Here is a 15660-nt window from a genome sequence, read left to right on the forward strand (position 1 = left end):
AGCAGTGACTTTATAAACATAGTCACCTGGCTTCAAATTTGAATCTTTATATTGGGATATAGTTTTATCAACTGTTTCAATTAGAACATTGTCTCTATATATCTTAGACCCTGTGAAATTCGGATTGTTTGTCGGGATTATCCATGATAAGGAAACATCCATATTATTTTTAGTAATTTGGAAATTGGATACATCATCATATATAATCGCTTCTGGCGGGGCTACAGTATAAGCAACCTCTGCAAGTTCAGTAACTGTTGCTGTTGAAGTCACTTTAATACTTGATACTCTCGCCTTATTTGTTATATTGCTGGTATATCCTTGAGTATTTCGAGAACCACTAGGAACATTAAAGTTATATGCATAAAGCGTATTTCCGTTTCCGTCTAAAAATTCAACTCGTGCCCCACTCGGATTAGAAAGCCTATAAAATGTGATTCGGAATTGAGATAATGCAACGGGTTCTTTTTCGTCTAACGTAAATATCAATACTTGCCCGTCTCCCATTCTTTCATAGGTTGAAAGGTTTCCGTCTGTAGCTAGACTTTGTTCTTTAAACGCTGCCAAACTAGAACTAACGGGAGCAAGCAGAAGGAACAAAGCAAGAAGGAATATTATTTTTTGTTTCAATTTCTTAATTATCTCCTTTCCTTAAGGCTGGCCTGGAAGTGGCGCTGTCCCACTTTCACTAGGAATGGGCGCTGAGCCGTTTGTATCTCCAGGAATAGGAGCCGTTCCACTCTCGCTCGGTAATGGGGCTGATCCCGTTGTGTCTCCGGGTGTTGGCGCCATATTTTCCGGTTCCGAAGGGTTCGGAGGGGTGTAATTATCTCCTTCATTTGGTGAAGGGGCTACATTATCTCCTTCTGGAGGGTTTGGCGCGAAATTATCCGGATCATTAGGGTCTGCTGGAAGTGGCGCTTCACCTTCAACCGGAGCATTTTCTATAAACTCATCCTGAGAAGGTAAACTGCCAATCGGATCAATAATATCGAATCCCCCTGTTGGATCTTCCCGTTCCGGTATCTTGGGCGCACCGTTCTTAATATCATCAGGAGAAAATACTGAATCCTCTAATCCTGGAGCTTCTTGTCCTGTTGGCGCTTGTATTCCCCTGTTATCTAAGTCTTCCGGAAGCGCTGGCGCTCCTGGAGGGTTTGGCGCATTCGGGGGAATCGGAGCATATCCGAATAGGTCTTCCATATCTGATTTAATCCGAGGGGCTATAGTGTCTCTAAATGTATTTGCTACCTCTTGCCAATTGGGAGCAGGGGGGATTGCACTTTTAATTTCCTCTAGCTTTCCCATGTATTGACTCCACCCTGGACAATTAAACAAGTCGCACCCGATGCAACCACCTGATTCTCCTGACTGCTGCTGTTGTTCCGCATATGATCCTGGTCTTGCTGGCATATCTTTTTTGGGTGAACAATCTGGCGGAGAAGAATACCCTGCTGGCGGTCTGCTTGGGTCTATTTCCGATGTGACCACAGAATCTGTAATGACTCCACTCGATCCGGTAAACTTGAAATCGGCTGTTCCATTGCAATAGAGATAATAGTCACCGTCAACTAATCCTGAACCCTGTAATAGCTGGGCGCCGATATACCAACCTTCGGCAGTATAATAGGTTATAGCCATTTCGCTTAGTCCACTTGGATTATAGGTAACAAGCATCCTATTTCCCGTTGAATCAAAACTCGCTGTCGCATATCCTGCATGAGCAGCAGAAACCCCACCTAATAAAAAAACGAATGTTAGGAAAAACATTTGCAGTTTCCTATTCAATAAAACACCCCACGTTTCCAGGTATTAAAAAGGGAAAGATAGCCCTCCTATCTTCCCCTTTTCGGCTGACTTATCGACCTCTTGCAGCTGAAATTGAATTGCGAATAAGTCCAATTAATTTCGGAACAATAACAAACGCTAGGCTTAACAATACGAAAGCTCCAATAAATCCTAGTAGAGCGTTACCACTCCCAACTAAATCTGTTACTGAGAATGGTAAAGTCAGTCCTGAAAAATCCAGTGCATTTGAAGGTGTTGTCATGGATTAAACCTCCTATTTCGTATTATTTTCTAGAGGTTAATTAACGACCTCTTGCAGCTGAAATTGAATTGCGAATAAGCCCAATTAGTTTTGGAACAATTACAAATGCTAGGCTTAACAATACGAAAGCTCCGATAAATCCTAGTAGAGCGTTACCACTCCCAACCAAATCATTTACAGTGAATGGTAAAGTAAGTCCAGTAAAATCAAGTGCAGCTCCTAAAGTTGGCATAATGTGTTTTCCTCCTTGGAAAATTAGTTTTTTTTATAATACTGGGTTAATCCAGTTATTAACGGTGTTAGTATTCTTTGTATTCAAAGTCTTTTTCTTCTTCTTCTTTGGCTGACTGCTTCCAGGCCTTGATTATGATTGCTAGCAAAAATCCAACACAAGCGATTGCGAAGCTTATCATTATCCCTGGAGATACGCCGGTGAGTAGTATTCCTACATAATCCCAAAGCAACGCTAAATTAGTAGAATTGAAAAAATTAAATTGCATAGAAATTACTCCCTACTATTTCTAACTGCTTTGATTACGACTTGCAGCAACATTCCGACCGCAATAATTGCAACTACGATCATCAGGAAGGAAGCTACAGTTTTAAGGATGAATCCAAACGTGTTCCAAAAAAACGTCCAATCCCAAACCCCTGATAAATTCACTGTTCACCCTAACCCCTTTCATAGTTTTGTTTCTTTAAAACTCTCTATGACCGTTAATGCCAGGGTTACAATGATGCCCCATGTTATTAAAGCAGCCATAATATCTGGGTTACCTAAAAAAACTTTGAAGGCATATGCCATAAGCCCGCCTATCTCCATTTATTCAGCCCCTTTACTGCTGCCGTTTAGTTTGTTTGCTGCTGTTGTAATCAAACTTACAATGGGGAAGGTTACAAAACAGGCTGCCAAAAACATAATGTAGGTGAAGATAATCTCCTTCGGTGTCTGGCTAACTATTTCATACATGCAGCTACCTCCTTATAACCCGGCTTAAGACCTGGAAGATCAAAAGGGCAACTAATGACATAGAGACAAGCAGATCACCGAGCGTGATTTCATGGATAACATGAATATTGCCTTTTTCAGTTTCAACCCTTGTCATTTCTCGTATTTCTACAGGAACAACAACCTGTGGCTCTGTTTCCATTTCTTCACCTCTTCCAGAAAAGCAAAAAAGGGATAGGTAAATCTTTCCACTAGTGAAAGACATACCTATCCCTTTTCTATTTACACACGCATCCCTAAAAAGATATAATAAGGGTGCGTTGTAGTGAGAAATCGGTCGCTCGGTACTTATCCTACCTAGTGATCTCTTTTAAGTGCTGGTAACACTTAAAAGGACTGCAACGTTTTTTATTTGCTTTTCTATAACCTAATATACAACTTCCTTTTCTGGTTGTATATGGCAAAACTTTTAAAAATTAAATTAAATTTTTCATCCTCAAATATTTTAAAAATCTCCGAAAATTGAAGTCGTTCAACTCCAAAAATCCATTAAAATACCTTGCGTTCTCTGCCAAGAAAATTCAAAAAGGCGTGCAAAATTTAATATATATTTATATTTAAAAACCGCACGTTTTTTCTAAAAAAATTGCACGCAGCCAGGCGCTCGCAGCTGCATGCTTTTTTATTTATTCTCTATTTGTTCGATCCAGGATAAAACATCTTCCCGATCATACCCCAATATTTTTAAATCATTTGGCATTTTTTCAATATCACGCTGCCAATCTTGTAGATTTTCTATTGCTTTTGAACGTGTACCAAAAGAATAAATATTCCTATCACGTTTAACAGCCTTATTTTCCTTCAGACGCTCTGATTTCCTCAAATAGAAGTATTCCCTACCCTTAGAAGAAACTTTAACGAGAAAGCCCGTTTTGCTCATTTAAATCACCCTTTAGGCTTGTTTGTAAATTTTAGGCATCATATCATACATAGCTTGAAATAAATCTTCATCTGTAGAATCGCTACTATTCACGATTTCTATGTAATCAGCATTATCTTTTTTATAGTTTAAAGCACTTAATACATAAGAATGCAGAATGCCATAAGTTCTTTCAATTTTCTTCGGTCCCTTTTCAATTATGCTTCGGACAATGTTATAGAACTCAAAGTCATTAATAAACTCTGGATTAAATTTATCTACATCGTTTTTGATATAAACAGAAGTATTGTAGAATTTTTCAATTTCTAAAGGATCCAATGAATCATTATTAGGAATACCGTAACCATAACCAAAAAGGTTTTTTTGATATATGATCCTTTTTACTTCCATTGGCAATTTTAAGCTGTTTATATCTTTTTCTGGGTTATGATTAAGGTTTTTTTCAGTCTTGATATTATCAGTTTTATTTATATCAGTATCATTACGTTCTAATTCTGAGATGTCTAGAGGTCTAATTTCCGTATTTCTAGACATCTCATTTTTAGACTTCTCAACTGCCCCAAGGGTTTCAGCTTCATCAATTAAGTAAATATCCTGATCTGTTACTTCTGGCCTTAACAGATAAAGCATATCTGGAAGACCTTGACCTCTCTTCTTAACTTCGAGAAGCTTCGCCTTAATAAGCTCTTTTTTAATATTCGATGTTTTTTGTCTAGAATTCATAAGAATCTTGGCTAATTCTTCGATCGTATAGATAAAGTAAATGTGTCCCTTTGAATCGTACCATTCATTTTTTATGGATAGCTCCTGCCGATCTAACAATAGTGAATATGCAAGTTTAGCAGAATCACTCAATGTTATGTATGTGGGATTAGTGAAAAACACCTTAGGAACCCTATAAAATTTTTCTCTGTACTTATCATGCTTTGAATAATAGTTTGACATACCAAAACCTCCTAGTATTGGACAGAAAAAGGCAAAATCCGTTCCTTGCATATAGGAGGAAAAATGAATATAATTAAATTATGTTTCACTTTTAAAAAACCTATATGCAATAAGTAATTTGGAAAAAGGTTCAGTTTGCGAGGCTGGAACCTTTTTCTATTTTTATTGTACACTTTGTCCATACAACTTTCAATAAAAATAGAAGATTTTGCCCCATTTATGTTTTAACCTGTGATGTGATTAAACGATAGCCTTAAACTTTTTCCCCGTTTTCGTAACTCCTGTCTCCATTGTCCTGATCCAGTCGATTAAATCTTCTTTTGTGCAGCCAAACTCTAATAATTGCTGCGGAAAAAGATCAAAATTCCTTCTCCACCTGCGCATTTTTTTAATAGCTTCCTCTTTTCTACCAAATCCATAGAGACTTTGTTTATTCGTTGTTTCACTACTGCAATATTCATAAAGATAAATGTACTGTTTCCCTTTTGCTGTGGAGTGAGAAATAAACAAAAACAACACCTCTTTTTTGATTTTAAAAGAACATAAGTTCTGTGTTTTTTATGGTAACATGAGACAGCTGTCTCAACAATCCCTTAAAATAGTTAAAATATAATGCAACTAAATGCCTAATAAACAAGTATAACTAGGGGGCGTGATATTCAAAAAAATCAAACTATGATAAATTTGAAATACGCCCCTGGAGTAAATGACAATACATGCGGACGGAAACCCAAATATTGTCGAATTTACTTATTTTTAGTTTAAGGATTAGTTAATTTTGTGTCAATATAAAATGAACAGGTTTAGAACGGGTTTTATTGGTGGTGTTATGACTTGGAAGAGATAGAAAAAGCTTATTGGACACATGAAGCCGCCAAGTATTTAGAGATTGGCGAAAGTACCCTGCGAAAGTGGTGTATAGAATTAGAAAAGAACGGGTATAGATTTATCAAAGGGGCGATGGACTCCAGGGCGTTTACTGATGATGATTTAGTAGCTTTAAACCATTTCAAACAACTGTACAAGGTGAAAAAGTTCACAAGAGAACAAGCAGCAAAAGCAGTTGTGGAAAAATTTTCAAAGGAGGGAGTGAACGAGAGAACGACCCCCGTTCCTATGGAAAATACCCGTTCTTATGAAAATCTAGAAAATATGGTGAAAGAACTCCTGGAACAGAATAAAAAACAGGAGGAATTCAACAAAGCTTTGTTGCAGAAGTTAGATCAACAAGAAAAATTTATCAAGGAATCATTAGAAAAAAGAGATCGTCTACTCCTTGAAACTATTAGAGAGAGCCAGGAGGAAAAGGCGGCAGCATTAGAAAAAAAAAAGACACCTTGGTTTAAAAGAATCTTCGGAATAGAATAGGTAAACGAACGAGAGAACGACCCCCATTCTTTAATTTTCAAGTCGTTCATTTCAAAATCAAAAGGACAGATACTTAAAATCTGTCCTTTTTTTTATTTCAAAACCCCTTAAAAATATAGATTTAATGGCGATATTACATATGACAAAGGACTGGCAATAAGCATCAGGGAGGATTAGAAAATGGGATTAGTTTTAGGTAGGAAACCAGGTCAGGAAGTAATTTTGATTGGTCCCAACAATGAAAAAATAGTTATAGGTGTTGTTAAGACTGAAGACGATATGCTTCGGCTTAACATAGATGCTCCAAAGGATTTTCAAATCCTACGGAGCGAACTTTATGAGCACAAGGACGTGTCCATAAAAAATTAAAACATGGAGGTAACAAAAAATGAGAATTAACCACAACATTGCGGCACTTAACACGTACCGCCAGCTAAACAGCGCAACAGGCGCACAGTCTAAATCAATGGAAAAATTGTCTTCTGGTCTTCGGATCAATCGTGCAGGAGATGACGCAGCAGGACTAGCAATCTCTGAAAAAATGCGTGGACAAATCCGTGGGCTTGATATGGCTTCTAAGAACGCCCAGGACGGCATTTCCATGATCCAAACAGCAGAAGGCGCATTAAATGAAACTCACGACATTCTGCAGCGTATGCGTGAACTTGCTGTTCAGTCTTCAAATGACACGAACACAGATGCAGATCGTCAAGAGTTTCAAAAAGAAATCACTCAGCTTCAAACAGAAGTAACACGTATTGCTGACAACACAGAATTCAACACAAAAACATTAATGAACGGTGATCTTGGAATTACTGCAACAGGCGCACTAACAAACACTGCAAATGCTTCAAGCGTGAAAATTGTTAATGCAGGATCATTGGCTAATGGTGATACTTTCACAATCAACCAAACTATAACTCATGCAGCTGAATCTGGAGCTGGTCTTGATGATGGTGCTTTCGACAACATTTCTTATGAAATAGATTTAGGTGGCGGAAACACTCAAACAGTATCTTTCACTAAAGCAGATTTAGATGCTGGAACGACTTCTAAAGAAGTAACAGTAAATGGCTCAACTTTTTCTGTTAGTGTAAAAGATGCATCTACTCTTTCATCATCATTAGGTAACGGTGCTGGAACAACTTCAGGTGACGATACTTTGACAGTTGCTGATAATTCTTTGACGTTCCATATTGGCGCTAATGCAGGACAGAGCGTCAAGCTTGCTATTTCTGACATGTCTTCTGAAGCTCTTGCAATTAACAATGTAAACATTTCTACTCAAGCAGGTGCAGATGCTGCTATCACAACGATCAATAACGCAATTGAAACTGTTTCAGCAGAGCGTTCTAAACTTGGGGCTTACCAGAACCGTTTAGAGCACACTATTAACAACCTAAACACTTCTTCCGAGAACCTAACAGCTTCTGAATCTCGTATCAGAGACGTTGACATGGCTCGTGAAATGATGGAACAAACAAAGAACTCTATCCTGGCTCAAGCTTCTCAAGCAATGCTTGCACAAGCTAACCAGCAGCCGCAAGGCGTTCTTCAATTGTTACGTTAATACAAAAAAGGCAGCTCTTTCGGGAGCTGTCTTTTTATTCTTTCAGATTCCTATATAATGTTGCCTGGCTTACTCCTGTAGCTTCCACAATTTCTTTTATGGAGTAGTCTTTAGATTTATACATTTTCACAGCAAGCTCCACTTTCTTTTCATCAGCCTTTGGACGACCGCCTTTCCTGCCCCTGGCTCTTGCTGCTGATAATCCTGCCCTCGTTCTTTCGCTCACTATATCCCGTTCTAATTCGGCTATACTTGCCATTACTCGAAAGAAAAAACGTCCCATAGGTGTTGATGTATCAATGCTATCTTGAAGGGAAACGAATTGAACGCCCTTGTTCTCGAAAAGCTCACTCAATTCTATTAGATGCTTTGTACTCCTGCTGATCCGGTCAAGCTTAAATATCACAACGGTATCACCAGGGCGCAAAACTTTTATCATTTCTTCTAGTTGGGGACGATCTGCTTTCCTGGTTGTGATCTTCTCCTGGAAAATCTGATCACAGCCGAAGTCCTTTAGGGCATCCAGCTGCATGTCTAAGTTCTGATCTTGTGTTGATACCCTGGCATAGCCAAACTTCATTAACAAGCCCTACTTTCTATAATTTCATATTCACAGGATAGAGAAGGATAAACAACTCTCATATAACATGCTACATCTTTTTTTAGGTTCTCTACATCAGTTGAATAAAAATCATACAAAGTTTCAGCAATCTTTCTTTTTCCTTCAATCAAAGTGATAGAAACTAAATAATATGTTTTCATGCTGCTATCTCCTTCTAATCAATGAATTTATAGTTTGTGATTAAGAATCTTATAACGTCTGAATCTGTTATTTTGTCCTCTTTAGAATAAACGTGAGAAGGTGTTAAATTAACGCCCTGCTGCTTCTCAAATTCTAAAATACTCCGGATTTCTTCAAACCTGGCTTTTTGTTCTTTTGATAATTTAGCTTGTACCCTATAGGATTTCATGAGTTCCTCCTAAAACTTTCTATTCCAGGGCAGATTATTGTGAGCCTGCTGCACAACCGGCAGGCATTTAGGGCAATATTTTCTATTCAAATGCGGGGAATCATCCCCCTTGATTGGTTTTAACTCTTCTGGAGGATGATCTTTCATGCAGTATGTACATTTCTTTAACATATACATAATTCGTACTCCATTTTCTTTATTAAAACGTACTCCGTTTTTAAGGAAACACAATGCTTATTTAGTTTTCTAATTTGATACTCAACTTACTTAGTATCTCCCTATCTGCATCTGACACAGGCATGCAAGTATAGTAGGCTTCGATTAATTCTTTTAGCATATCTTTTTCTTTGGCTGTTAAATAAAAATTGCCACCCTTCATGCTGCAACCCCCTAATTTACTTACTTACTCTTTTGTTACCGATTAAAAAACCTTGCTACCTTATTTCTAGTCCATTCGGCAGAGTCTTTTGATAGACTGTTCTTTAACCTGTTTTAATCTTATCGAAAACGGGTATGTTTGTAAATAATGATAATTTGATTTTGTTAATATTTTTGATAAAAAAATAAACGGGTTTTCGCCCGTTTCTGACTTGCTCTATATTCTTTTCAAAAACGACCGTTTTTAAGAAATCTTAGGTATCTTTCTATAATTTAAAAAGTGCATAACTGCAACACCTATAAAACAGCCGATAAACAAACTGATATTTTGCAATGAATCCCTAAATACTACTCCCGCAATTAATGCAATCACATAAAAAAATATAGCTGCTAGTAAACTTGCTTTTTTTTCACTCATTGAAAAAACCTCCATTTTAATTTCTTTTTATAGCCCTCCGTCATTCTGGGAGGACTTCTTTTATGTAACAGCCCATAACCCCTATAAAACCACCGAACAGCAAGGAAGGAGCATTCAGCTGAGCTAAATCTGTAACACCCGTGAAAATAAGAATTGCCATTCCTCCAGTGACCCCAACAGCCATCCATATTAAAGCTTTTAATAATGTTTTTTTCATGATTAAACCACCTTTTTATTTGATGATTTAATCTTATCAAAAACGGTTGTTATGTCAAGTTTTGATAAGATTTTATTTTCAATAGTTTTATTCCTTTTACAATACAAACAGTTGCAACCAATCCGGCAATATAGAAATTAAAGAGGAACCAGGCTGTTATGTCCGTTCTTAAAATAAATGTGTGCTGGAACAAAAGAACAGCAACCAACCCGAAATAAAACGTTGCTTTCTTTTTCGGTGTGATCCGCATATCTTTCATGGCTTGAACCTCCTTAACTCATGCTTTATTTGCTTTTTAATGAATCTCTTTCCAAACCTTATCGAAAATTTGTATAGCTTTTCTGGTAGTAGCCATAAACTAAAAACAGCAAGGACAAATAGAATAACAAACATCATAATGACAGCCTGATCCTTGCTGCTGTTTCAATAACATCATTTACATACCAATCGGCATGGTTATAATGCCAAATGGATTTCCTTATATCCTTCTTATATCCACTTGCTGCAAGGTAATTAGCAGCTGAATGGATAGCATCCTCCAGGTTCCAAGGGTCTTTTCTTCCGTCCCCATTCCCGTCTACTCCATAGGCTGAAAAAGTTGAAGGCATAAACTGCATATGACCGATAGCCCCGGCAGAAGAAACCATGAGTTTGATCCTGGAGAAGTCTGTCTCAATATCATGAATGGCAGCTAATACATACCAATCAACCCCGAATCGTTCACCAGCTGTTTTATATATGCTTTTATATTCTTCTGGAACTACTTGGCCTGGAAGAATGGCAGCAGGGATAGAAAGATCATAGAAGGCAGCTGAATCCATCTGATCCGGCTGCACATATGATATAGCTTGCTCATATGCTTTTTGATAGGCTGCCAACTTATTATCTTCCATGCCTAGCTTTATTTTTTCATTTCCTTCAGCTGTTAGCATTTTGGCTCTGATCTCTGCACGCTGCGCTTCAACTTTTTGTTTCTCCAGTTGCCATTCCCCTATATCTGCATTAACCGGACTACCAAAGAAAAGAAATAATGGCAGAAGCAGAATCAATAATCCTTTATGCTGCATAATCTTCTAGCACCTTATCAATTCGCCTTTTAATCTCGTTAAAAGTATCAATTTGCACCTGGTCTTCTTCTCCGACTTTCTTTCCGGATGCTTCAAAAGTCAATTCCAATTCAGCTGCATACCAGGTAACGAAAGAATGCAGCATATTCACTTCTTTAATATTGAAATGAAGGTCAACTGCTTGCCGATCTTCTTCTAGCCCTTCTATAGCTTGCTGAAAGGCTGATTTTACTTCGTCATAACTAGCAAGTAACTCTTTGCCTTCTTTCTTGCCGTAATTGCTTTTTAAGACCTTCCTCATGTTCTGACGAATCGCTGACATATGAACAACTAATATAGCCATTTCAACTTTACTAATGTTTAGAATCATCCTGTAGCCCTCCTATGCCCTTAAATCAAGGGAAACTTTATGTAGTTTTGTTCTTCTGATAAAATCCTCTACATCTTTTCGGCTTTCCTCTGTCTGTAGCTTCAAACATGTAAGAATATTGATAAACCGTTCATAATCGTACTTATCTATTGCCCTGGTTCTAAATTCTTTTTTGATAAGCTCCAGAAGTTGATTAGAATAGTACTCTATCCTTTTGTTATCATCGTGAAGCTTAGCTGCAAATGTGGTCGGGTCCATATATATACTCCTTATCTTTCGTGTTTTATCCCGATAGGATCCAAACCAGGGTAAATAAATGTTCGGATTTAAAAGTTCTCTGCTGCTGTTACCTGGTTCAAATTGTTCGGATTATACTGCCTGGTTAATCTCGTTTAAATAGTTTTCAAGTTTTAATCTTTCATTTTTAGTCAATTCATTCACTTTCATTAAGAAGAAAGACTTCCTGCCGATCTTTACTTTCCGATCTACCCCGAAAGCCTTTGCTCGCTGCCAATGAATACATTCCCATGGCAGGAGGATAAAGCCCTGGCGCTTAGCTAAATCCTCTGCAATCTCCAGGGATTGATAGAAGGAAAACTGCTGCATCTTTTTAGCATAAGCAACAATATTTACTGAATTGGGATATAAGTATAAAAGGCTGCGTGGGTCTTTGTTTTTGTAGCCTTTTGGAATTAATGAAATCTGTTCTAAGTTCATACAGCGATTTTCCCCCTGGCTTTGTCGTGTATTTCCTCTAACTTTGCAAAGAACTCATTCCCCTGCTGTTCTGTGGCTGGCAATGGGAAGCCCTGCACCATATTAAAAGAATCATAAAGGTTTAGCTTAAATATCTTTTTAGCCTTGCTCATCGGTATGAATTGGGAAGCTTGGTTCATCGGGAATCCCGTTTGGTAATCTGTAAAGTGAAGAGAAAATCCCTTGTCCCCAATCTTACGGACATTTATTAATACCTCAACAATATCTCTTATCCTAGAATCGACATTCCTAATAGAAGGGCTGCAATATATCTGGACGCTTTGCATCTTCCTGGTAAACATTAAAACCTCTGTAGCCATAGTTTGACCGTATCTGCTCCATTTACGGTTACTGAATGCCATTTGAGCTTCATCCCAACAAATGATACTGCCCTGGGCTTCGGCTACCTTATACCAATCTGTATAATGTGTCATCGGGAAGGAATCTGCCAGACCATAGTTTGAGAATAGCTGTACATGCCCTCCTCTTTGTTCCGTTTTCTCTTTCCAATGGTGAGCTAGTAAAGACATTAAAAAAGTTTTCCCGGCTCCTAATGGGCCTTGTACAAAGAAATGGTGTGCCATTACTTCTTCATTCCTTTCTCAGCCAGGATCACCGGCTTAGGGGGTTTTGGAATTAGTGCCTCAATGGTATCTAAGTAATAATCAGGGTTAGCAACATGAGTTTTCCCTTTGCCCGTTATGTAATCATAAATGCCTTTGTACGGGTTTCCATCCGGATGAAGGTATTTGTTCTCTCCCATCCTTTTAAGAAGCAGCAAGGCTTTAATTTGAGGCTCTCTTAGGTTTTGGGAGAGCCCTGTCATTTCTTCAATTACTTGTTTAACATCGGATATATGCTGAACCTGGGGAAACAGATCATCAGATATAACACTTTGAAGCTTTTGGGCATTTTCAGCTGGTGCTGGTTGCATTGATAATTCAGCTCCTTAATTTTGCATTTAGTGGGTAATTGTCTTGCTTGAGAAAGTTAATTGCGCTGTAAAGCGATTCTCAAGCACTCTTTTCTTCTATCAAATTCGTTATTTCATTCATTTTCTTTGCCATCCGGTCAATGACCGGATTTTCGTAATTTCCATCACTTTCCGCCAGCTCGGACATGGTATCAACCATCCCTTTAAGTTCATAAATCATGCAGCATAATTTCAAATCCATTTTCCCCACTCCTTTTATGAGACTGCTATTACAATCATTGCAACGAATAGTAATCCGATCAAAAGACCTTTCATCCAATCTATAGATGACGGAAGGGCAGGTGGCTTGTATGCAGTGATCTGCTCTAAAACCATATTCATTTCCAGCTGGGCAAGTCTGCCTGTTTCTTCTATTGATCTGGAAGGCGCTCTATAGAAAAAATTGCGCCCTTCCTTTCCTGTTGTGATCTCACAATCTAAAATGGGAACTTTGTAATGCCCTGCTACTATTACTGAATCCTCGGTAAAGTCAGTGATTGTTTTAATATCTGATGTTTTATTGTCATTATCGAAAACGATTAAAATATCTGTGGTTTCAAAATGAAATTCGTCCTCTTCTTTTCTTTTGAAAAACATTAGAATGCAGCTCCCTTCCTTTTCTTCGGTGTCCTATTATTCATACGCTGCCAAATCTTAAACCCAATTAATGCAGCGCATCCGGCTCCGGCAGTTACTCCAAAACCAACAAAAAACATATAGATCATAGCTTCAGCCATTAATGTTTCCTCCACTCTCTTAAACTCTTTTCGCTTTCGTAATCCGTTACAAAGATCAATGCAGCCGCAACAACTAATCCAATCACAACTGAAATCACCACCACTTCACGCCCTCTTTTACTGAATAGTACATTCTCATAACCGATCTAAAAATTAACAGTGAACCTAACAGCACAGTTGAAAGTAAAATGGAGGAGATAACCAACTGCCAGGCAGTCGGCAAATCTCCAAATACTGCGAAATATTGTCCTATATTTAGTCCCTGGGCTGTCACCAGCTGCGCATCTTGTAATTTCTCAATAGCCAGGTCAAGAAAGGTTATTGGCGGTTTGAAAATCTTATCTATAAACCCCTTGATAACTCCAAAAACGTCCAATTAATCACCCCCAACCCTGATTGAAGAAATTAGCTTAATGGCTGCTATAGCTGTTATGAACCAAAGCATAAAAAGCAAAATATAGGCGATTGAATCAATCTGCAAAACTTTTAAATTACTAAACAGCTTCCCCATGATCTCAGAGTAGCCATGCCCTCCCCCTGATCTCGGGGAGTATTTTAAGCTGGCAAGCGTTCGGACAAATCCCTCTATTAATGACCATAAAACTTTTGCTGCTTCAAAGATCACCAGGAACAACTTGACAGCTAAAACCCCGATCATATACAGGAGATAAAGCAAGCCTTCAATTAAGGCGTATACGACTTTAAAAAAGCCAATTAGTATGTCTACAAGGTTTTGAAATAACTTTTTTAATAGATTCCCGACCCATTTTAATCCGTCCCATATAACCCCGAACAATCCGGCAAATAATGAGTATAAGAAATCAAACAGCTTTTTAAAGGCATCTCCGATAATTCCCATATCTTAATACCTGCTGCGTCTTGTTGGTTTGTCTCTCATTGCGCTATATATCAGTTCAATTAAACGATCAGAAAATAAGATAACCATTAATAAAAAGAGGAAGGGGGAAAGATAAACCAAATTCCCTTTGAAAACTATATCTAACATCCCCTGCAATAGTTCAGCATTCACCTTTAACTAATCCCCCTTCTATCCCTCGGCTTTCTCGTTCGTTCTCTTGGTGCTCTCGGCTCTCTGGAATCCCTCGGGGCTCTTGGCTCCCTTATTCTTTCTCGGTTCAATTTAGCCGTTCTTATGCGCTCTTTGGGCTCTCTTATTCTTGGCTGTTTTATCTCCTTAGGTTCTCTAATCAGCTTTGCTGCTACTTCTACCCGTTCGCTTTTTGGTTCCCTTGCCGTTCTAATTTCATTTGCTTCCTGTCTCTCCATCCTCTGAATGGCTTCTGCTTTCGTTCTTCTCTCGGCGGCTTCGGAACTACCTTTCGAACCCTTTCGGAAGGATCCAATAATTAAGTTTCTTAGTTTTGGAACAAGTAAGAACGCCAGAGCAAGTAATATGAAAGGTCCAAGAATCCACAGCAAGCCGTTACCAGAAAGCAGTAAGTCTTTTACGGAGAAAGGAACACTTAATTCTTCAAAGGCAATTAGGGGTTTTCCAGGCGTTTTTGTTCTAGCTGTTACCCCTTCACTTTCTATTCCATCGACCGATGTTGTTGTAACCTTGTATTCATATTCTGTTTCAGGCTCTACTGTATAATCATTAAAATAGGTTCCGTTCGTTTCAAAGATTTTTTCACTTGCTGCATATACCGTTTTTCCATTTATGAGCTTGTCCATAAAGCTTGTTTCTTGGGTTAGTGTTTCACGATAAATGTTTACATGCTGCAAAGCTTCTGTTTTAGGGAGTGTCCAGGACAAATTAGCACTCTTATAACTAGGTCTAATCTCTAAATTAGCAACTTCCCCGGCAGGTTCTGGAGGCGCTTCTATTGTTATACTTTTGGTTGCCCCTAGCGTTTCTTTTCCATCTGAATACATAGCAGTGACTTTATAAACATAGTCACCTGGCTTCAAATTTGAATCTTTATATTGG

34 protein-coding genes are annotated in these 15660 nt (G+C 38.2%); 3 read left to right on the forward strand and 31 right to left on the reverse strand.

Annotation, left to right across the window (positions count from 1 at the left end; all coding sequences use genetic code 11):
- The 12 genes from NR125_RS28335 to NR125_RS28390 form a co-directional block, all read right to left on the reverse strand.
- A partial coding sequence (locus NR125_RS28335; RefSeq protein ID WP_256816673.1) for a hypothetical protein occupies window positions 1–630 on the reverse strand: 630 nt, incomplete at its 3' end.
- A 21-nt stretch (window positions 631–651) separates the two neighbouring features.
- Entirely contained in the window at window positions 652–1788 is a 1137-nt protein-coding gene (locus NR125_RS28340; RefSeq protein ID WP_256816674.1) for a hypothetical protein, read from the reverse strand.
- Between the two features lie 70 nt (window positions 1789–1858).
- Window positions 1859–2050: a hypothetical protein gene (locus tag NR125_RS28345; RefSeq protein WP_256816675.1), complete on the reverse strand. Its 192-nt coding sequence runs from the start codon at window positions 2048–2050 to the stop codon at window positions 1859–1861.
- 40 nt (window positions 2051–2090) lie between these two features.
- On the reverse strand, window positions 2091–2282 hold the full coding sequence (locus NR125_RS28350; RefSeq protein ID WP_256816676.1) for a hypothetical protein: 192 nt from the start codon (window positions 2280–2282) through the stop codon (window positions 2091–2093).
- Window positions 2283–2349: 67 nt separating this feature from the next.
- Window positions 2350–2550, reverse strand: coding sequence for a hypothetical protein (locus NR125_RS28355; protein ID WP_256816678.1), 201 nt, complete (start codon window positions 2548–2550; stop codon window positions 2350–2352).
- Between the two features lie 5 nt (window positions 2551–2555).
- On the reverse strand, window positions 2556–2714 hold the full coding sequence (locus NR125_RS28360) for a PTS ascorbate transporter subunit IIC (RefSeq protein ID WP_072501964.1): 159 nt from the start codon (window positions 2712–2714) through the stop codon (window positions 2556–2558).
- A gap of 18 nt (window positions 2715–2732) precedes the next feature.
- Window positions 2733–2873, reverse strand: coding sequence for a hypothetical protein (locus tag NR125_RS28365; protein WP_170853833.1), 141 nt, complete (start codon window positions 2871–2873; stop codon window positions 2733–2735).
- Window positions 2874–3020: a hypothetical protein gene (locus NR125_RS28370; RefSeq protein WP_256816682.1), complete on the reverse strand. Its 147-nt coding sequence runs from the start codon at window positions 3018–3020 to the stop codon at window positions 2874–2876. It abuts the gene before it with no gap.
- Between the two features lie 4 nt (window positions 3021–3024).
- The gene (locus tag NR125_RS28375; RefSeq protein ID WP_211705072.1) at window positions 3025–3201 is read right to left on the reverse strand and encodes a hypothetical protein; all 177 of its coding nucleotides are present in this window, start codon (window positions 3199–3201) and stop codon (window positions 3025–3027) included.
- Between the two features lie 480 nt (window positions 3202–3681).
- Window positions 3682–3939: a hypothetical protein gene (locus NR125_RS28380; RefSeq protein ID WP_256816686.1), complete on the reverse strand. Its 258-nt coding sequence runs from the start codon at window positions 3937–3939 to the stop codon at window positions 3682–3684.
- Window positions 3940–3951: 12 nt separating this feature from the next.
- Window positions 3952–4884, reverse strand: a complete 933-nt coding sequence (locus tag NR125_RS28385; RefSeq protein ID WP_256816687.1) for a replication initiator protein A — start codon at window positions 4882–4884, stop codon at window positions 3952–3954.
- A gap of 240 nt (window positions 4885–5124) precedes the next feature.
- Window positions 5125–5394, reverse strand: coding sequence for a hypothetical protein (locus NR125_RS28390; RefSeq protein ID WP_256816688.1), 270 nt, complete (start codon window positions 5392–5394; stop codon window positions 5125–5127).
- A 324-nt stretch (window positions 5395–5718) separates the two neighbouring features.
- Between NR125_RS28390 and NR125_RS28395 the strand changes: the two genes are divergently transcribed.
- The 3 genes from NR125_RS28395 to NR125_RS28405 all read left to right on the forward strand — a co-directional run bounded on the left by NR125_RS28395 (window position 5719) and on the right by NR125_RS28405 (window position 7822).
- Window positions 5719–6252 carry a DUF3967 domain-containing protein gene (locus tag NR125_RS28395; RefSeq protein ID WP_217028297.1) on the forward strand — a complete coding sequence of 178 codons (534 nt, stop codon included), beginning with the start codon at window positions 5719–5721 and terminating at the stop codon, window positions 6250–6252.
- Window positions 6253–6432: 180 nt separating this feature from the next.
- The gene (locus NR125_RS28400; protein WP_256816690.1) at window positions 6433–6621 is read left to right on the forward strand and encodes a carbon storage regulator; all 189 of its coding nucleotides are present in this window, start codon (window positions 6433–6435) and stop codon (window positions 6619–6621) included.
- A gap of 19 nt (window positions 6622–6640) precedes the next feature.
- A complete protein-coding gene (locus NR125_RS28405) occupies window positions 6641–7822 on the forward strand; it encodes a flagellin N-terminal helical domain-containing protein (protein WP_256816691.1) in 1182 nt (393 codons plus the stop codon).
- A 34-nt stretch (window positions 7823–7856) separates the two neighbouring features.
- Here NR125_RS28405 and NR125_RS28410 read toward each other — a convergent pair whose 3' ends face one another.
- The 19 genes from NR125_RS28410 to NR125_RS28500 all read right to left on the reverse strand — a co-directional run bounded on the left by NR125_RS28410 (window position 7857) and on the right by NR125_RS28500 (window position 15605).
- The gene (locus tag NR125_RS28410) at window positions 7857–8402 is read right to left on the reverse strand and encodes a recombinase family protein (protein WP_251172086.1); all 546 of its coding nucleotides are present in this window, start codon (window positions 8400–8402) and stop codon (window positions 7857–7859) included.
- On the reverse strand, window positions 8402–8584 hold the full coding sequence (locus NR125_RS28415; RefSeq protein WP_256816694.1) for a hypothetical protein: 183 nt from the start codon (window positions 8582–8584) through the stop codon (window positions 8402–8404). The genes NR125_RS28410 and NR125_RS28415 overlap by 1 nt, the downstream gene beginning before the upstream one ends.
- Window positions 8585–8598: 14 nt before the next feature.
- Window positions 8599–8793 carry a hypothetical protein gene (locus NR125_RS28420; protein ID WP_251172088.1) on the reverse strand — a complete coding sequence of 65 codons (195 nt, stop codon included), beginning with the start codon at window positions 8791–8793 and terminating at the stop codon, window positions 8599–8601.
- Between the two features lie 238 nt (window positions 8794–9031).
- Window positions 9032–9172 carry a hypothetical protein gene (locus tag NR125_RS28425; RefSeq protein ID WP_256816698.1) on the reverse strand — a complete coding sequence of 47 codons (141 nt, stop codon included), beginning with the start codon at window positions 9170–9172 and terminating at the stop codon, window positions 9032–9034.
- Between the two features lie 243 nt (window positions 9173–9415).
- The gene (locus NR125_RS28430; RefSeq protein WP_256816700.1) at window positions 9416–9589 is read right to left on the reverse strand and encodes a hypothetical protein; all 174 of its coding nucleotides are present in this window, start codon (window positions 9587–9589) and stop codon (window positions 9416–9418) included.
- A gap of 40 nt (window positions 9590–9629) precedes the next feature.
- A complete protein-coding gene (locus tag NR125_RS28435) occupies window positions 9630–9806 on the reverse strand; it encodes a hypothetical protein (protein ID WP_256816701.1) in 177 nt (58 codons plus the stop codon).
- Between the two features lie 49 nt (window positions 9807–9855).
- Window positions 9856–10065, reverse strand: a complete 210-nt coding sequence (locus NR125_RS28440; protein ID WP_256816703.1) for a hypothetical protein — start codon at window positions 10063–10065, stop codon at window positions 9856–9858.
- A gap of 133 nt (window positions 10066–10198) precedes the next feature.
- A complete protein-coding gene (locus tag NR125_RS28445) occupies window positions 10199–10873 on the reverse strand; it encodes a lytic transglycosylase domain-containing protein (protein ID WP_256816705.1) in 675 nt (224 codons plus the stop codon).
- The gene (locus NR125_RS28450) at window positions 10863–11243 is read right to left on the reverse strand and encodes a hypothetical protein (RefSeq protein WP_256816708.1); all 381 of its coding nucleotides are present in this window, start codon (window positions 11241–11243) and stop codon (window positions 10863–10865) included. The genes NR125_RS28445 and NR125_RS28450 overlap by 11 nt, the downstream gene beginning before the upstream one ends.
- 12 nt (window positions 11244–11255) lie before the next feature.
- Window positions 11256–11501 (reverse strand): hypothetical protein, encoded by a 246-nt coding sequence (locus tag NR125_RS28455; protein ID WP_256816709.1) that lies wholly within the window; start codon window positions 11499–11501, stop codon window positions 11256–11258.
- 111 nt (window positions 11502–11612) lie between these two features.
- The gene (locus NR125_RS28460; protein WP_256816710.1) at window positions 11613–11960 is read right to left on the reverse strand and encodes a hypothetical protein; all 348 of its coding nucleotides are present in this window, start codon (window positions 11958–11960) and stop codon (window positions 11613–11615) included.
- Complete coding sequence (locus tag NR125_RS28465) at window positions 11957–12583, reverse strand: DEAD/DEAH box helicase family protein (RefSeq protein ID WP_256816711.1); 627 nt, start codon at window positions 12581–12583, stop codon at window positions 11957–11959. The genes NR125_RS28460 and NR125_RS28465 overlap by 4 nt, the downstream gene beginning before the upstream one ends.
- On the reverse strand, window positions 12583–12933 hold the full coding sequence (locus tag NR125_RS28470; RefSeq protein ID WP_256816712.1) for a hypothetical protein: 351 nt from the start codon (window positions 12931–12933) through the stop codon (window positions 12583–12585). The genes NR125_RS28465 and NR125_RS28470 overlap by 1 nt, the downstream gene beginning before the upstream one ends.
- Window positions 12934–13012: 79 nt before the next feature.
- Entirely contained in the window at window positions 13013–13174 is a 162-nt protein-coding gene (locus NR125_RS28475) for a hypothetical protein (protein ID WP_256816713.1), read from the reverse strand.
- A 14-nt stretch (window positions 13175–13188) separates the two neighbouring features.
- Window positions 13189–13569, reverse strand: coding sequence for a hypothetical protein (locus NR125_RS28480; protein ID WP_256816715.1), 381 nt, complete (start codon window positions 13567–13569; stop codon window positions 13189–13191).
- Window positions 13569–13709, reverse strand: coding sequence for a hypothetical protein (locus NR125_RS28485; protein ID WP_256816716.1), 141 nt, complete (start codon window positions 13707–13709; stop codon window positions 13569–13571). Before NR125_RS28485 ends, NR125_RS28480 begins: the two co-directional genes overlap by 1 nt.
- Window positions 13710–13803: 94 nt before the next feature.
- Window positions 13804–14085, reverse strand: a complete 282-nt coding sequence (locus NR125_RS28490; protein WP_072501969.1) for a hypothetical protein — start codon at window positions 14083–14085, stop codon at window positions 13804–13806.
- Window positions 14086–14568, reverse strand: coding sequence for a hypothetical protein (locus NR125_RS28495; RefSeq protein WP_256816718.1), 483 nt, complete (start codon window positions 14566–14568; stop codon window positions 14086–14088).
- Between the two features lie 173 nt (window positions 14569–14741).
- Window positions 14742–15605 (reverse strand): hypothetical protein, encoded by an 864-nt coding sequence (locus NR125_RS28500; RefSeq protein WP_256816720.1) that lies wholly within the window; start codon window positions 15603–15605, stop codon window positions 14742–14744.
- Window positions 15606–15660 lie beyond the last annotated feature (55 nt).

The sequence above is a fragment of the Cytobacillus sp. Bac17 genome (genome assembly GCF_024519925.1).
GTDB classification, from domain to species: Bacteria; Bacillota; Bacilli; order Bacillales; family Cytobacillaceae; genus Cytobacillus; species Cytobacillus pseudoceanisediminis.

Excerpts from the sequence above, each read along its gene's own strand:
- NR125_RS28435 (WP_256816701.1), bottom strand. The coding sequence starts at position 9,806 with ATGAAAAAAACATTATTAAAAGCTTTAATATGGATGGCTGTTGGGGTC.
- NR125_RS28425 (WP_256816698.1), bottom strand. The coding sequence starts at position 9,172 with ATGAAGGGTGGCAATTTTTATTTAACAGCCAAAGAAAAAGATATGCTA.
- NR125_RS28460 (WP_256816710.1), bottom strand. The coding sequence starts at position 11,960 with ATGAACTTAGAACAGATTTCATTAATTCCAAAAGGCTACAAAAACAAA.
- NR125_RS28405 (WP_256816691.1), top strand. The coding sequence starts at position 6,641 with ATGAGAATTAACCACAACATTGCGGCACTTAACACGTACCGCCAGCTA.
- NR125_RS28420 (WP_251172088.1), bottom strand. The coding sequence starts at position 8,793 with ATGAAATCCTATAGGGTACAAGCTAAATTATCAAAAGAACAAAAAGCC.
- NR125_RS28385 (WP_256816687.1), bottom strand. The coding sequence starts at position 4,884 with ATGTCAAACTATTATTCAAAGCATGATAAGTACAGAGAAAAATTTTAT.
- NR125_RS28410 (WP_251172086.1), bottom strand. The coding sequence starts at position 8,402 with ATGAAGTTTGGCTATGCCAGGGTATCAACACAAGATCAGAACTTAGAC.
- NR125_RS28470 (WP_256816712.1), bottom strand. The coding sequence starts at position 12,933 with ATGCAACCAGCACCAGCTGAAAATGCCCAAAAGCTTCAAAGTGTTATA.
- NR125_RS28370 (WP_256816682.1), bottom strand. The coding sequence starts at position 3,020 with ATGTATGAAATAGTTAGCCAGACACCGAAGGAGATTATCTTCACCTAC.
- NR125_RS28475 (WP_256816713.1), bottom strand. The coding sequence starts at position 13,174 with ATGGATTTGAAATTATGCTGCATGATTTATGAACTTAAAGGGATGGTT.
- NR125_RS28445 (WP_256816705.1), bottom strand. The coding sequence starts at position 10,873 with ATGCAGCATAAAGGATTATTGATTCTGCTTCTGCCATTATTTCTTTTC.
- NR125_RS28380 (WP_256816686.1), bottom strand. The coding sequence starts at position 3,939 with ATGAGCAAAACGGGCTTTCTCGTTAAAGTTTCTTCTAAGGGTAGGGAA.
- NR125_RS28450 (WP_256816708.1), bottom strand. The coding sequence starts at position 11,243 with ATGATTCTAAACATTAGTAAAGTTGAAATGGCTATATTAGTTGTTCAT.
- NR125_RS28495 (WP_256816718.1), bottom strand. The coding sequence starts at position 14,568 with ATGGGAATTATCGGAGATGCCTTTAAAAAGCTGTTTGATTTCTTATAC.
- NR125_RS28455 (WP_256816709.1), bottom strand. The coding sequence starts at position 11,501 with ATGGACCCGACCACATTTGCAGCTAAGCTTCACGATGATAACAAAAGG.
- NR125_RS28440 (WP_256816703.1), bottom strand. The coding sequence starts at position 10,065 with ATGAAAGATATGCGGATCACACCGAAAAAGAAAGCAACGTTTTATTTC.
- NR125_RS28355 (WP_256816678.1), bottom strand. The coding sequence starts at position 2,550 with ATGCAATTTAATTTTTTCAATTCTACTAATTTAGCGTTGCTTTGGGAT.
- NR125_RS28500 (WP_256816720.1), bottom strand. The coding sequence starts at position 15,605 with ATGTATTCAGATGGAAAAGAAACGCTAGGGGCAACCAAAAGTATAACA.
- NR125_RS28400 (WP_256816690.1), top strand. The coding sequence starts at position 6,433 with ATGGGATTAGTTTTAGGTAGGAAACCAGGTCAGGAAGTAATTTTGATT.
- NR125_RS28375 (WP_211705072.1), bottom strand. The coding sequence starts at position 3,201 with ATGGAAACAGAGCCACAGGTTGTTGTTCCTGTAGAAATACGAGAAATG.
- NR125_RS28415 (WP_256816694.1), bottom strand. The coding sequence starts at position 8,584 with ATGAAAACATATTATTTAGTTTCTATCACTTTGATTGAAGGAAAAAGA.
- NR125_RS28465 (WP_256816711.1), bottom strand. The coding sequence starts at position 12,583 with ATGGCACACCATTTCTTTGTACAAGGCCCATTAGGAGCCGGGAAAACT.
- NR125_RS28485 (WP_256816716.1), bottom strand. The coding sequence starts at position 13,709 with ATGGCTGAAGCTATGATCTATATGTTTTTTGTTGGTTTTGGAGTAACT.
- NR125_RS28350 (WP_256816676.1), bottom strand. The coding sequence starts at position 2,282 with ATGCCAACTTTAGGAGCTGCACTTGATTTTACTGGACTTACTTTACCA.
- NR125_RS28365 (WP_170853833.1), bottom strand. The coding sequence starts at position 2,873 with ATGGAGATAGGCGGGCTTATGGCATATGCCTTCAAAGTTTTTTTAGGT.
- NR125_RS28345 (WP_256816675.1), bottom strand. The coding sequence starts at position 2,050 with ATGACAACACCTTCAAATGCACTGGATTTTTCAGGACTGACTTTACCA.
- NR125_RS28480 (WP_256816715.1), bottom strand. The coding sequence starts at position 13,569 with ATGTTTTTCAAAAGAAAAGAAGAGGACGAATTTCATTTTGAAACCACA.
- NR125_RS28430 (WP_256816700.1), bottom strand. The coding sequence starts at position 9,589 with ATGAGTGAAAAAAAAGCAAGTTTACTAGCAGCTATATTTTTTTATGTG.